Here is a 13,361-nt window from a genome sequence, read left to right as displayed (position 1 = left end):
CGTGGACGGTATAGTGCTGGAAGAAATAGTGCTGGAAAAATCGGGAGGAACTGCAGTCAGCGCTAGGGCGCCTGGAGGGGGGGAGAACACGAGGCGGGGAGGGTGGCGCACCCGACAGGGATCGAACCTGTGACCTTCAGCTTCGGAAACTGACACTCTATCCAACTGAGCTACGGGTGCATGCCTCAAGTGCTGGCGGATGATAGCGCAAGAAGTGGGTGTCGTCCAGCATGCGCTTTTGCCTTGGCGCAGGGGTTCTCGTATAATCACCCTATTTTGATTGTCGTTAATTTCAGGCGAGGCTCGAATGAGTAAGGAGAACGGTATGGCGCCGGTCCAGGTGGCTAAATTCCTGGTGGGCGCCGTAGTTTTTCTGGTGGTGGCGATCTGGCTTCTGGCTAGGCTCGCAACCAGTGGCTTTAACGTGGACGCCCAGGTCATGAGCAAGGAAGCTGTCGCGGCCCGCCTGAAGCCGGTTGGTGAAGCGGTGGCCAGCGATGCGCCGCCGGGACAGCGCACCGGCGAGCAGGTGTACAAGGCAATCTGCCTGTCCTGTCATGGTGCCGGCCTGGCCGGTTCGCCGAAGTTCGGTGACGCAGGCGCTTGGGCGCCGCGCATCGCCAAGGGCTACGATACCTTGGTCACCCATGCGCTGCAGGGCTTCAACGCCATGCCCGCCAAGGGTGGCGCTGCCGATCTGACCGACGACGAGGTGAAGCGCGCAGTGGCCTACATGGGCAACGCGGGCGGTGCCAAATTCACCGAGCCGGCCGTCGGTGGCGGTGCTGGCGGCGATGCCGGCGCGGCACTCGATCCGAACGTTGCGGGCAAGAAAGTCTACGAAAGCGTTTGCGTGGCCTGCCACGGCTCGGGCGCAGCAGGCGCACCCAAGTTCGGCGACAAGGCTGCCTGGGGGCCGCGCCTGTCCAAAGGGCTGGAAGGCTTGGTGGCTTCGGCGACCAAGGGCCTGAATGCCATGCCGCCCAAGGGGGGGTATACCGGCTCCGACGCCGAGTTCCATGCGGCCGTGGAATACCTGAGCAATTCGGGCAAGTAATCCGGTCGCCCGGTCCTGTGAGAAGCGCCACCTGAGGGTGGCGCTTTTTCATGTCCGCCCTACACCAAAGGCCGGCCCAAGTGGGGTACAAGGTGCGTGGGGCGTATCGGTGCCAGGGCAGGGAGGCGCCGGGAAATTCCGGTATTCCGACCGGGCGCCGCTTGGCCGAAGAGTCGGCGCGATGGACCCGGCTAGGTCGCTGGCCCGGGCGGGGGAGAGTCAGTCTGGGTCGGACAGCCCTGCCGCGCGTGCCTTGCCCTTCTCGCCGAGCATGGCGCTCAGGTTGGCCAAGCGCGACTTGCCCTCACTCTTGCTGACGATCGGTTCGGCACCGGGACGACCGAAGTGCCGGATGTCCTCGCCGCCGATCTCGTCGAGGAAGCGCGATGGCTCCACGAACTGCCACTCGCCGGCCCGCTTGCGCTTCACGCAGTAAGAGAGCGTCAGGCTGCGTTGGGCCCGGGTGATGCCGACATACATCAGGCGCCGCTCTTCCTCCACCATGCCGTTGTCCACGGATTCGCTGTGCGGCAGAATGCCTTCTTCACACCCCACCAGGAAAACATGTGGATACTCCAGGCCCTTGGAGGCGTGCAACGTCGACATCTTCACCGCATCGACCTCGCCCTCCTCGCGGCCTTCCAGCATCGTGATCAGCGCGATGGTCTGGGTCAGCTCCAGCAGGTTCTTGCCATCGGCCTCGGCCTTGCGCGCCAGCCAGGCCACCAGTTCCTGCACATTCTTCCATTTGGTCTCGGCAATGCGTGGGCTGTCCTCGCTGTCATACAGCCAAGCCTCGAAACCGATGGCTTTGAGCAGTTCCTCCACCAGCTCTCCGGCCGGTTCACGCGGCGCTCGAGCCTGCAGGGCCGAGAGAAAGTCGCAGAACTGGCCCAAGGGCTCGAGTTGGGCGGCTTGCACCTGCATGCGGAAGCCTTCCTCATGCGCGGCGGCGAACAGGCTCTTCTTGCGTTCTCCCGCCCAGGCGCCCAGCTTTTCCAGCGTACCTGCCCCCACGCCCCGCTTGGGCGTAGTGACCGCGCGGATGAAGGCCGGGTCGTCATTCGGGTTGGCCAGAAGGCGCAGGTAGGCCAGCACGTCCTTGATCTCCGGTTTGTCGAAGAAGCTCTGCCCTCCTGCCATCTGGTACGGAATCTTCTGGTTGCGCAGTGCCTGCTCGAAGATGCGTGACTGATAGTTGCCGCGGTAGAGGATGGCGTAGTCCTTAAAGGCGGTGCGATGCTCGAACTTGTGTGCCAGCAGCCGCTGCACTACCACTTCGGCTTCGTGTTCGTCATCCTTGCACTGCACCGCATGGATGGGCTCGCCCAGCCCCAGCTCGCTCCAAAGCTGCTTCTCGAACAGCTTTGGGTTGTTGGAAATGACCGCATTGGCGGCACGCAGAATGCGCACCGTAGAACGGTAGTTCTGTTCCAGCTTGATGATGTTCAGGCGCGGGAAGTCTTCCTGCAGCAGCCGCAGGTTGTCCATGTTGGCACCGCGCCAGGCATAGATGCTCTGGTCGTCGTCGCCCACGGCGGTGAACATGCCGCGCACACCGGTCAGCATCTTCACCAGCTGGTACTGACAGGTGTTGGTGTCCTGATATTCGTCGATCAGCAGGTAGCGCAGCCGGTTCTGCCAGCGCTCCAGTACTTCAGGCTCACGCCGGAACAGCTCGACCGGCAGGCGGATCAGGTCGTCGAAGTCCATCGCCTGGTAGGCGGTCAGCGTATCCTGATAGGCCAGATAGGTGCGTGCGCAGACATGGTCCCAGTCGTTGTCCGCTTCGGTGAGCGTTTGCTGCGGGCTCTTGAAATCGTTCTTCCACAGCGAGATGCGGCTTTGCACTTTGCGGATCTCGTCGCGTGCGGTGGTACCGAGCGTGTCGGCGATGATCTTGCCAGCATCGAACGCGTCCAGAATGGAGAACTGGGGCTTGTAGCCGAGGTGGGGGGCCTCCAGGCGCAGCATTTGCATTCCCAGCGAGTGAAAGGTGCTGACCGTAAGGCCGCGCAGCTCGCCCGGCGTCAGCAGCTTGCCCACACGCTCCATCATTTCGCGTGCGGCCTTGTTGGTGAAGGTGATGGCGGCGATGTTGCGGGCGGATATGCCCCCCTCGCGGATGAGGTGGGCGATCTTGTGCGTGATCACGCGCGTCTTGCCAGAGCCGGCGCCCGCCAGGACCAGCAAGGGGCCGTCAAGATAGTGGATGGCCGCGCGCTGCGGCGGATTGAGTTGCGGAGCGGACATGGGCATGGGGGCAAGGTGGCCGGCAAGGGGAGCGCCGACCTGTCACAGGGGCGATGCATTGTATCACGGGCGCTGCGGTATCATGGGCGCCCAGCCACGGGCGGCGCGGTGCCCGAACGAGAACAAGGAACAACCATGGCCACCTACGCAATCGGCGACATTCAGGGCTGTTTCGGCCCGTTTCAGCGTCTTCTGGAACTGATCGGCTTCAATCCTGGCCGCGATACCCTGTGGCTGACGGGGGACCTCGTCAACCGCGGGCCGGACTCGCTCGGAGTGCTGCGCTGGGTGTTCCGTCATCAGGACAGCGTGCAGATCGTACTGGGCAATCACGACATTCATCTTCTGGCGGTGGCCGAAGGTTTCGGCAAGGTCAATCCGGATGACACCCTGCTTGATGTGATCCACGCCGCCGACGGCAAGCTGCTGCTGGACTGGCTGCGCTGTCAGCCGTTGATGATCGCCGACCGGCACTACGCCATGGTGCATGCCGGGCTGATGCCAGAGTGGACGATCGACCGGGCGCTGGATCTGGCCGAAGAAGTGGAGGCAGAACTGTCGGGGCGCGATCACCGCCGCTTTCTGGGGCGGCTCTACGGCAACAAGCCGGCACGCTGGAGCGACGAGCTCAAGGGTATCGATCGTCTGCGCCTGGTGGTGAACGCAATGACGCGGATGCGCTTTCTGACCCGTGAGGGTGAGTTGGACCTTTCCTACAAGGGCGAGCGCGACAATGCCCCGTCCAGCCTGGTGCCTTGGTTCGAGGCGCCGGGTCGACGCAGCGCCGGCACGCCACTGGTGTGCGGGCACTGGTCTGCCCTAGGGCTGCATCTGACGGAGGATGTGGCGATGATCGATTCGGGCTGCCTGTGGGGCGGCAGCCTTACAGCTTTCAGACTGGAGGACAGGGCGGTAACGTCTCTGCCATGTCCGGCGGAGCGGGCAATAACATGAGCCGGCGTGCCACTTCGCCGCGGGCAGCCTCGGACAGTGCAAAGCGGCTGTCGTAGCGGCTGCTGCCGGCCTGCAGGGGTTGGCCGAAGGCCAGTTCCACCGTCATGTGGCGCATCCGCAGCACGTTGCCCAGGCTGGCGATGAAGCTCAGGTCGCCGGCGTAGGCCGCGGCGGTGGTGAAGCGTTCGGCGGCGTCGAAATAGCGGATCGCCACCGGTTGTACCATGCCGCGGGAGAGGCGCACCGACTCGAACAGCGAAGCCTTGAAGGGCAGCAGGCCGCTGCCGTCGCTGGTGGTGCCTTCCGGAAACACTGCCATGCATCCGCCGCTTTCCAGGGCACGGGCCAGCTGGGTGTTCACCCTGCTGGCGTCGCGACGGTTGCTGCGGTCGATGAAGATGGTGCCGGCGTTCTTGGCCAGCCAGCCCACCACCGGCCAGTCACGGATCTCCTTCTTGGCTACAAAGCGCGATACCGTCACACTGTTGAGCGCGAAGATGTCCAGCCACGACACATGGTTGGCCACCAGCAGGGTATTGGGGGGGAATACATCCGACGGCGGGGTGCCGACGATGCGCACTTCCATTCCCAGGATTTTCATCAGGTGACAGGACCAGCGCTGGGTGATTACGGCCCGGCCAGCCAGCGACAGGCGATGGTAACGGGTGCCCACCAGCCACAGGCCGCGCACGAGATGCAGGGCCAGACGGCCCAGCCGCAGGAGGCGGACAGGCCAGGGGGCGGGGGTCAGGGGCGGAACGGGGCGGTCGGTGGGCTTCAGGGACACGGGCAGGTCAGTGCGGCGTAGAAACAGCGGGACACTCTAGCACGGCTGGCAACCGGGGCAATAGAAGCTGCTGCGCTGCCCTTGGCGGATCTGTACTACCGGTGTGCCGCAGACCCGGCAGGGTTCGCCTGCCCGGGCGTACACCGCATAGGTCTGCTGGAAGTAGCCCGGCTCGCCGCCCGCTCCCACAAAGTCGCGCAGCGTGCTTCCTCCCGCGTCGATGGCCCGGGCCAGCACGCCACGGATGGCTTCGGCCAACCTTGTGGTCTCCTCGGTGCCAAGACGGCAGGCGGGACGGTCTGGCCGTATGCCTGCCAGGAACAGTGCCTCGTTGGCATAAATGTTGCCCACCCCCACCACCATGTGGTTATCCATCAGTACCTGCTTGATCGCCTGCCGGCGTGTGCGCGTGGCGCGGTACAGGTAGTCGCCGTCGAACGCGTCTTCCAGCGGTTCCGGCCCCAGTCGGGCCAGCAGGGGATGCGTGGCCGGGTCGCCCTCGTGCCACAGTAGGGCGCCAAAGCGCCGCGGATCGCGATAGCGCAGCACGGTATCGTGCAGGTGCAGGTCCACATGGTCATGCTTTGTGGGCGGAGTGCCCGGGGGCACGAAGCGCAGGCTGCCGGACATTCCCAGATGGATCAGCAGCGTTCCGTGGTCGAAGCGCACCAGCAGATACTTGGCCCGTCGCTCTACCTTGCGGACGCGACGGTCGGCCAGCACGGCCGCCAGCGTCTCAGAAATCGGCCAGCGCAGGCCGGTGTGCCGCACCGTCACTGTTTCGATCACGGCATTTTCCAGTGTCGGGGCCACGCCCCGACGGGTGGTTTCTACTTCGGGTAATTCGGGCATGCACAGATTTCCTGACAGAAAACGGGCGCCGGAGGCGCCGTGGCCGGCTCAGCACGCCACGGGCGGCGGGCGTGCTATTCTACGCCTTCAACCGGTGCGAACCCTATGGCAATGAAGCCCACTCCCTTATTTCCCCTGCTCCTGACGCTCCTCCTCGCCGCGTGCGGCAGCCTGCGACCCTCAGCCGCCGTCCCGGCCACGCCCGTGGCACAGGCCGCCCCCGATGAAGGCGACGACGACGCCCCGGCCCCGCGGCCCGATGAGGACGAGGCGGCTGCCCCCGAGGTGCCCCTGACGCCCGAACTGCTCTACGGCATCGTGGCAGCGGAGGTCGCTGCCCAGCGCGGCTCGGGGGGGGCCTCGGTGGCCACCTTCATGGACCTGGCGCGCAAGACCCGCGACCCCCGCCTGGCCCGTCGTGCTGCGGAGCTGGCCTTCTATACCGGCCAGACCGACGCGGCACTCGCGGCACTGCGTCTGTGGACGGAGTTGAACCCTGCTTCGGACACCGCGCGCGAGCAGCTGTTCCTTGCCTACTTGCGCACCGGCAGGTTGGCCGAAAGCCTGCCACTGGTGGATTCGCTGCTGCACAACCAGCCAGCACGAGCACGCGCCCTGTTCCTCCAGCTGGCGCGTCTGAGCGCCAACCAGCCCGACAAGGCAGGGGCCTATCGCGTGGTCAGCCAGTTGGCTGCACGTTTCCCCGACCTGCCCGAGGCGCATTTTGCCCTGGCCGCCATAGCGGCCGAGACCGGCGACGAGGCCACGGTCAACACTGCCTTCGACCGTCTCGCGGTGCTGGCGCCACAGTGGGAGCTGCCGGTCGCCTGGCAGACGGACCGTCTTCGCCGTCAGAGTGCTGCGGTCGCCGCAGCTTTCCTGCGGCGCGAGCTGGACCGCCGCCCGGGACTGAGTCTGGAACTGCAGACCGCCTATCCGCGTCTGCTGGTTTCGGCGCATCGCTTCGCGGAGGCCCGGAATGCCTACGAGACCCTGCTGGCCGCCAATCCGGGCGTGCCCGACCTGTTGTACGGGGCCGGCCTTCTGGCCTTCCAGCAGCAGGATTACCCAGCGGCCGACCGCTACCTGCAAGCGGCCATCGCCCGCAACCATCCCGAAAGCGACTTCATTCGCCTGACGCTGGGCCAGATGGGCGAACTGCGCAAGACGCCTGCGGTCGCCCGCCAGTGGTACGAGCGCATCGGCCCGGGACCGCAATATGTCTCCGCCCAGACCCGGCTGGCCCTGCTCGACGCCAGGGAAGGGCACCTCGAAGCCGGCATGGCCCGCCTCTCTGGGCTGGGTGACGCAGCTTCGGCCAACCCGCAGGAAAAGAGCGAGGCGGTACTGGCACAGGCCCAGATTGCACGCGATGCCGGTCGCTACGACCTAGCCATGCAGGTGCTGGACAATGCCCTGCTTTCCGACCCGGAAGCGCCGGAACTGCTCTACGAGCGTGCGCTCGTAGCCGACCATCTCGGCCAGGTAGAGAAGGCGGAGGCCGATCTGCGCCGCTTTCTGCGGCTCAAACCGGACGATGCCCAAGGCCTCAACGCCTTGGGGTACATCCTCGCCAATCGCACCGCGCGCCATGCCGAAGCCTTGGCCCTGATCGAGCGTGCTCTCAAGCAGGAGCCGGATAGCCCAATGGTGCTCGACAGCATGGGCTGGGTGCTGTTCCGCATGGGGCGGGCCCAGGCCGCTCTTCCGTATCTGGAGCGTGCCTGGCGTGCCCTGCCGGACGCCGAGGTGGCTGCCCATTACGGCGAAGTGCTGTGGACCCTCGGCCGAACCGACGAAGCGCGCCGCATTTTTGACGCCGGGGCTGCCAGAGAAGCTGGCAATCCCGTCCTTACGGAAACTCTCAGACGCCTGATCCCGCAATGAAACGATTCCTGACCCCCGTTCTCTTGGCCTCCTCCCTGCTACTGGGAGCGTGTGCCACACGCGACGTACCGTTCCAGCCCGCGGTTCAGGCCGTGGCAGACCAGCCTTTCACTGCCGCGGGGCGCCTCTCGGTCAACGTGGACGGCAAGGGGCACGTGGCCAATTTCGACTGGCAGCACGCCCCGGAGCGAGATACGCTTTCGGTTACTACGCCCGTGGGCAGCACGGTCGCCCGGCTCACGCGCGATGCAGCCGGGGTAACGCTGGAAGCGGACGGCAAGCGCCGCACCGCGACGGATGTGGAGGCTCTCACCGAGGAAACCCTGGGGTGGCGGCTGCCGCTGTCCAACCTGGTCTGGTGGATACGCGGCCAGACCGCTCCCGGGCTGGCTGTGGAGCGCCTGCCAGACGGCAGTGTGCGTCAGGAAGGCTGGACCATCCGCTTCGTCAGCGATGCCGAAGCGCCGGGCCCGTATCCCCGGCGGGTCGAGCTTAGCCGCGATCGTCTGTCGATGCGGCTCGTGGTCCACGCCTGGCAGTAAGGATCGCTCCGATGTCGCGCAACTTCCTGGCTTTCCCCGCACCCGCCAAGCTCAATCTTTACCTTCATATCGTGGGGCGCCGTCCCGACGGTTACCACCTGCTCGACAGTCACTTCCGCCTCATCGACCTGGCAGACACGGTGGAGGTGGCCGTGCGTGACGACGGCCACATCGAACTGGAAACCCCCACCCCCGGTGTTGCGCCCGAGGACGATTTGGTCGTGCGTGCGGCCCGCTGCTTGCAGGCAGCCACTGGTACCCGGCTCGGAGCGAGCCTGCGGCTGACCAAACGCATCCCCATGGGCGCTGGCCTGGGCGGTGGCAGTTCGGACGCCGCAACCGTGCTGATGGCACTCAACCGTCTTTGGGAGACCGGGCTGGACCGGCGGGCGCTGATGGAACTGGCTGTCGGTCTGGGCGCGGATGTGCCTTTCTTCATCTTCGGCCGCAGTGCACGGGCAACCGGTATCGGCGAAATTCTTGGCGATCTGCCAGCCCCTGCAGCCTGGTATGTGGTATTGCGGCCACCGGTACATGTCCCCACAGTGGATGCATTCAAATTTTTTTCGAGGAAGGGCTTGACGCGCGAAAGCGGGGTCGACATAATGCAAACCCTCGAAACGACGCAGCGATCGCGAAACGATCTGCAAGACGCGGTCTGCGAAATGTTTCCGGTGGTTGCCGAGGCGCTGAAAAGCCTGAAAAATTACGGCGCCCCCCTGATGACAGGGTCCGGAAGTTGCGTGTTTCTGGCGTGCGAGACGCAAGACCAGTCAAACAGAATTTTGACGGCCTTGTCCGGTAGGTGGGATGGTTTCGTTGCCCGTGGGCTGAATGTGCATCCGCTGTACGACAGGGTCTGACAAGCAGGTTTTACTGGGGAGTCGCCAAGTGGTAAGGCACCGGATTTTGATTCCGGCATTCGTAGGTTCGATCCCTACCTCCCCAGCCACCGTTTTCAAGAAAACAAGCGTGTAAGACTCGTACTTACACGCTTTTTCTTTATCCAACGATAGGCAGTTCTACCCATGGCGGCTTACGACAGTCTGATGGTCTTTACCGGGACAGCCAACCCGGAGCTCGCACAAAACGTTGTCAAACACCTGGATATCTCCCTCGGCCGAGCCGACGTGGGGCGTTTCAGCGACGGCGAGGTGGCCGTCGAACTGCTGGAAAACGTCCGGGGCCGTGACGTGTTCATCCTGCAGTCCACCTGCAATCCCACCAACGACAACCTGATGGAAATCCTGACCATGGCCGATGCGCTCAAGCGTGCCTCGGCCGGCCGGATCACCGCTGCGATCCCGTACTTCGGCTATGCCCGACAGGACCGTCGTCCGCGTTCGGCGCGTGTTCCCATTACCGCCAAGCTGGTTGCCAACATGTTGACCTCGGCCGGGATCGACCGGGTGCTAACGGTGGACCTGCATGCGGACCAGATCCAGGGTTTCTTCGACATGCCGGTGGACAACGTCTACGCGACCCCCGTGCTGCTCAAGGACATCCGCGCCCAGCGTATCGAAGACCTGATCGTCGTCAGCCCGGACGTGGGCGGCGTGGTGCGGGCCCGTGCGGTGGCCAAGGCGCTAAATACCGACCTGGCCATCATCGACAAGCGTCGGCCGAAGGCTAACGTGGCCGAAGTGATGAACATCATCGGCGATGTGTCGGGTCGTACCTGCCTGATCGTGGACGACATGATCGACACCGCCAACACCCTGTGCAAGGCTGCTTCGGCGCTGAAAGAGCGCGGTGCCCAGCGCGTGCTGGCTTATGCAACGCATGCCGTGTTCTCCGGCCAGGCTGTGGACCGCATTGCCAATTCGGACATCGACCAGGTGGTCGTGACCGACACCATTCCGCTTTCGGCACAGGCCAAGGCCTGTCCTAACATTCGGGTCGCCTCGATCGCCGGCCTGATCGCCGAGACGCTGCGCCGGATCAACAACGAAGAATCGGTTTCTTACCTCTTTAACGAGGACCTGGTTTCGACAGGCGCTTGCCTGCCGTAACATCGTGCCCGCTGGTCGCGGTGGGCGCGGTGCCTTTAAACTTGATGGAGTAATTTCAATGGCCTACGAACTCAATGCCGCCAAGCGCGAAGAGATGGGTACTGGTGCGAGCCGCCGCCTGCGTCGCGCTGGCAAACTGCCGGGCGTGATCTATGGTGCCAACCAAGACGCCCAGTCTATTGTACTGGAGCACAACCCGGTGTTCTATGCACTGAAGGAAGAAGGGTTTCACACCGGTATCCTGACCCTGGTGATCGATGGTGCCAAGCAGCCGGTCCTGCTGCGTGACTTCCAGATGCACCCGTACAAGCAGCAAGTGATGCACATCGACTTCCAGCGCGTGGACGCTAACGAGAAGATGCACGTCAAGGTGCCGCTGCACTTCGTGAACGCCGACGTATCCCCGGCCGTCAAGCTGCAAGGTGGCCTGGTTTCGCACGTGATGACCGAAGTGGACGTGCGTGCCCTGCCGGGTCAGCTGCCGTCCTTCATCGAAGTGGACCTGTCCGGCCTGAAGGCTGGCCAGTCGCTGCACCTGTCCGACCTGAAACTGCCGGAAGGCGTAGAGATCACCGCGCTGCTGCGTGGCGAGAACTCGACCGTAGCTGCCGCCAGCGGCCACGGCCCGGCCGGTGAAGAAGAAGCTGCTGCAGAATAAGCAGCCCTTCGACCTGAAAGCCCGTTGCGCGCCTTGAGCGGGTCGCAGCGGGCTTTTTCATTGGAAAGCCGTCATGTCTGGTATGCGACTGATTGTGGGCTTGGGCAACCCCGGCCCGGATTACGAGAAAACCCGGCACAACGCCGGCTTCTGGCTGGTGGATGAACTGGCCTGGACGTGGAAGGCCAGTCTGCGCCCAGAGACGAAGTTCTCTGGTGAGGCCGGCCGTGCCTCGGTGAACGGGCAGGATATCTGGCTGCTCAAGCCGATGACCTACATGAACCTTTCTGGGCAGGCTGTTGCCGCCTTGGCCCGGTTTTACAAGATTGCCCCCGAGGAGATCCTCGTAGTGCACGATGAACTCGATCTGCCGCCTGGTGTGGCACGGTTCAAGCAGGGTGGCGGCCATGGGGGCCACAATGGCCTCAAGGACATCATCGCCCGGCTGGGCACGCCCAACTTTTGGCGACTGCGGCTGGGTATCGGTCACCCCGGGGATCGCAACGAAGTGGTCAACTTCGTGCTGAAGAAGCCCCGGGCCGAGGAGATGCAGGCCATCGAGGATGCCATCCGTGCGGCCCAGTCGGTCTTTCCGGCTGTGCTGGCCGGTGACATGGCCGGCGCCATGAAAACGCTGCATACCGCAGCCAAATGAATGACCCCGCCGCAAGCGCCTGCTTCGGCCAACCTTTTCGTTTTTGAAGGAACGCGGACATGAGTCTCAAATGCGGCATTGTCGGCCTGCCCAATGTGGGCAAGTCGACCCTGTTCAACGCGCTGACCAAGGCCGGCATCGAGGCCGCCAACTATCCCTTCTGCACCATCGAACCCAACGTCGGGATCGTGGAAGTGCCGGACCCGCGCCTGGATGCACTGGCCAAGATCGTTAACCCGCAGAAGGTTCAACCCGCCATCGTGGAGTTCGTGGACATCGCCGGCCTGGTGGCCGGCGCCTCCAAAGGCGAAGGCCTCGGCAACCAGTTTCTCGCCAACATCCGCGAGACCGATGCCATCGTGAACGTAGTGCGCTGCTTTGACGACGAGAACATCGTCCATGTGGCCGGAAAGGTGGATCCGATCGCCGACCTCGAGACCATCGGCACCGAGCTGGCCCTGGCCGACCTCGCCTCGGTGGAAAAGGCCATCGCCCGCGAGAACAAAAAAGCCAAGTCCGGTGATAAGGAGGCACAGAAGCTTGTTGCACTGCTGGAAAAGCTGATGCCGCACCTCAACGAAGGCAAGCCGGTACGCAGCGCCGCACTGTCCGACGATGACAGAGCCCTGCTCAAGCCGCTTTGCCTGCTGACGGTCAAGCCTGCGATGTACGTCGCCAACGTGGCCGAGGATGGCTTCGGTGACAACCCGCACCTGGCGCGACTCCAGGCCTTGGCCGAAGCCGAAGGCGCCCCGGTCGTGGCCCTGTGTGCCGCCATCGAATCCGAGATTGCAGATCTGGACGATGCGGACAAGGCCGAGTTCCTGGCAGAAATGGGCCTGGAAGAGCCCGGTTTGAACCGCCTGATCCGTGCCGCCTACAAGCTTCTCGGCCTGCAGACCTACTTTACGGCAGGAGTGAAGGAAGTGCGGGCCTGGACCATTCATGTCGGCGACACCGCCCCGCAAGCGGCCGGCGTCATCCATACCGACTTTGAGCGCGGCTTCATCCGTGCGCAGACCATCTCTTTCGACGATTTCATCACCTACGGTGGCGAAGCCAAAGCGAAAGAGGCTGGAAAGATGCGCTCAGAAGGCAAGGAATACGTTGTGCAGGATGGAGATGTGATGAACTTCCTGTTCAACGTCTGAGTCGCCAAGCCGTTTTCCTGATGTTTCATGAAACACCAGGAAAGCATGAAAACCTCAATAAAACCGCGCAGTTGCGCGGTTTTATTGTTTCATAGCGCTGCTTCAAGTTTCCCGAGCAGTCAATGCATGCCTGAGTACGCTAGCGAGTACAGCTCTTGGAGTATGTGCGAATAAGTGAGTATAGTGCCGCTGTCGCCATGACAAGGAGTCAGCCACATGCTTACCGACACGCACTGCCGCAACGCCAAGCCCAGGGAAAAGCTCTACCGCTTGAATGACCAGCGCGGGCTCTACCTCGAAGTCAAGCCCAACGGAGTCAAGGCTTGGCGATACCGCTTCACACTGAATGGCAAGGCCAGCATGTTTGCGCTTGGCGAATACCCTGCTGTTACGCTCTCTGAAGCCAGGGAACGCAGCGAGGCCGCACGCAAACTGGTCAAGCAAGGCATCAATCCCGCCCAGCTAAGGCAGCTAGACATAATAAGGAAAGCCAGCGAATCAAAGAACACATTCTATTTCGTCGAAAATGATTGGCTTCAGAAATAGGACTGGT

General features: G+C 63.5%; 13 protein-coding genes and 2 tRNA genes. 11 read left to right on the top strand and 4 right to left on the bottom strand.

What is annotated here, in order from left to right:
* Positions 1–103: 103 nt before the first annotated feature.
* Positions 104–180: transfer RNA gene (locus EV669_RS06930), tRNA-Arg, on the bottom strand.
* A gap of 145 nt (positions 181–325) precedes the next feature.
* On the opposite strand from EV669_RS06930, the gene EV669_RS06925 reads away from it, so the two are divergent.
* Entirely contained in the window at positions 326–1,057 is a 732-nt protein-coding gene (locus EV669_RS06925) for a c-type cytochrome (protein WP_245622675.1), read from the top strand.
* 219 nt (positions 1,058–1,276) lie between these two features.
* Here EV669_RS06925 and EV669_RS06920 read toward each other — a convergent pair whose 3' ends face one another.
* Positions 1,277–3,310, bottom strand: coding sequence for a UvrD-helicase domain-containing protein (locus tag EV669_RS06920; RefSeq protein WP_054286527.1), 2,034 nt, complete (start codon positions 3,308–3,310; stop codon positions 1,277–1,279).
* 135 nt (positions 3,311–3,445) lie between these two features.
* Here EV669_RS06920 and EV669_RS06915 point away from each other — a divergent pair, with 135 nt between their 5' ends.
* On the top strand, positions 3,446–4,264 hold the full coding sequence (locus EV669_RS06915; protein ID WP_054286526.1) for a symmetrical bis(5'-nucleosyl)-tetraphosphatase: 819 nt from the start codon (positions 3,446–3,448) through the stop codon (positions 4,262–4,264).
* Here the strand turns inward: EV669_RS06915 and EV669_RS06910 are convergent.
* Complete coding sequence (locus tag EV669_RS06910; protein ID WP_318271350.1) at positions 4,203–5,051, bottom strand: lysophospholipid acyltransferase family protein; 849 nt, start codon at positions 5,049–5,051, stop codon at positions 4,203–4,205. The genes EV669_RS06915 and EV669_RS06910 overlap by 62 nt on opposite strands.
* 36 nt (positions 5,052–5,087) lie before the next feature.
* Positions 5,088–5,903, bottom strand: coding sequence for a bifunctional DNA-formamidopyrimidine glycosylase/DNA-(apurinic or apyrimidinic site) lyase (mutM, locus tag EV669_RS06905; RefSeq protein ID WP_132098242.1), 816 nt, complete (start codon positions 5,901–5,903; stop codon positions 5,088–5,090).
* 111 nt (positions 5,904–6,014) lie between these two features.
* Here mutM and EV669_RS06900 point away from each other — a divergent pair, with 111 nt between their 5' ends.
* The 9 genes from EV669_RS06900 to EV669_RS06860 all read left to right on the top strand — a co-directional run bounded on the left by EV669_RS06900 (position 6,015) and on the right by EV669_RS06860 (position 13,354).
* Complete coding sequence (locus EV669_RS06900) at positions 6,015–7,790, top strand: tetratricopeptide repeat protein (RefSeq protein WP_245622673.1); 1,776 nt, start codon at positions 6,015–6,017, stop codon at positions 7,788–7,790.
* The gene (gene lolB, locus EV669_RS06895) at positions 7,787–8,332 is read left to right on the top strand and encodes a lipoprotein insertase outer membrane protein LolB (protein WP_054286523.1); all 546 of its coding nucleotides are present in this window, start codon (positions 7,787–7,789) and stop codon (positions 8,330–8,332) included. The genes EV669_RS06900 and lolB overlap by 4 nt, the downstream gene beginning before the upstream one ends.
* Positions 8,333–8,343: 11 nt before the next feature.
* Positions 8,344–9,195, top strand: coding sequence for a 4-(cytidine 5'-diphospho)-2-C-methyl-D-erythritol kinase (gene ispE / locus EV669_RS06890; protein ID WP_132098241.1), 852 nt, complete (start codon positions 8,344–8,346; stop codon positions 9,193–9,195).
* 14 nt (positions 9,196–9,209) lie between these two features.
* A tRNA-Gln gene (locus EV669_RS06885) sits at positions 9,210–9,284 on the top strand.
* 76 nt (positions 9,285–9,360) lie between these two features.
* Positions 9,361–10,344: a ribose-phosphate pyrophosphokinase gene (locus EV669_RS06880; RefSeq protein WP_054286521.1), complete on the top strand. Its 984-nt coding sequence runs from the start codon at positions 9,361–9,363 to the stop codon at positions 10,342–10,344.
* 58 nt (positions 10,345–10,402) lie between these two features.
* Complete coding sequence (locus tag EV669_RS06875) at positions 10,403–11,002, top strand: 50S ribosomal protein L25/general stress protein Ctc (protein WP_055433249.1); 600 nt, start codon at positions 10,403–10,405, stop codon at positions 11,000–11,002.
* A gap of 73 nt (positions 11,003–11,075) precedes the next feature.
* Positions 11,076–11,657, top strand: a complete 582-nt coding sequence (pth, locus tag EV669_RS06870) for an aminoacyl-tRNA hydrolase (protein ID WP_132098240.1) — start codon at positions 11,076–11,078, stop codon at positions 11,655–11,657.
* Positions 11,658–11,716: 59 nt separating this feature from the next.
* The gene (gene ychF / locus EV669_RS06865) at positions 11,717–12,808 is read left to right on the top strand and encodes a redox-regulated ATPase YchF (RefSeq protein WP_132098239.1); all 1,092 of its coding nucleotides are present in this window, start codon (positions 11,717–11,719) and stop codon (positions 12,806–12,808) included.
* 216 nt (positions 12,809–13,024) lie between these two features.
* Positions 13,025–13,354 (top strand): Arm DNA-binding domain-containing protein, encoded by a 330-nt coding sequence (locus EV669_RS06860; RefSeq protein ID WP_207913813.1) that lies wholly within the window; start codon positions 13,025–13,027, stop codon positions 13,352–13,354.
* Positions 13,355–13,361: the final 7 nt, after the last annotated feature.

It is taken from the genome of Gulbenkiania mobilis (genome assembly GCA_004346645.1).
GTDB classification, from domain to species: domain Bacteria; phylum Pseudomonadota; class Gammaproteobacteria; order Burkholderiales; family Chromobacteriaceae; genus Gulbenkiania; species Gulbenkiania mobilis.
This window is presented reverse-complemented; position numbering and strand designations above follow the sequence as displayed.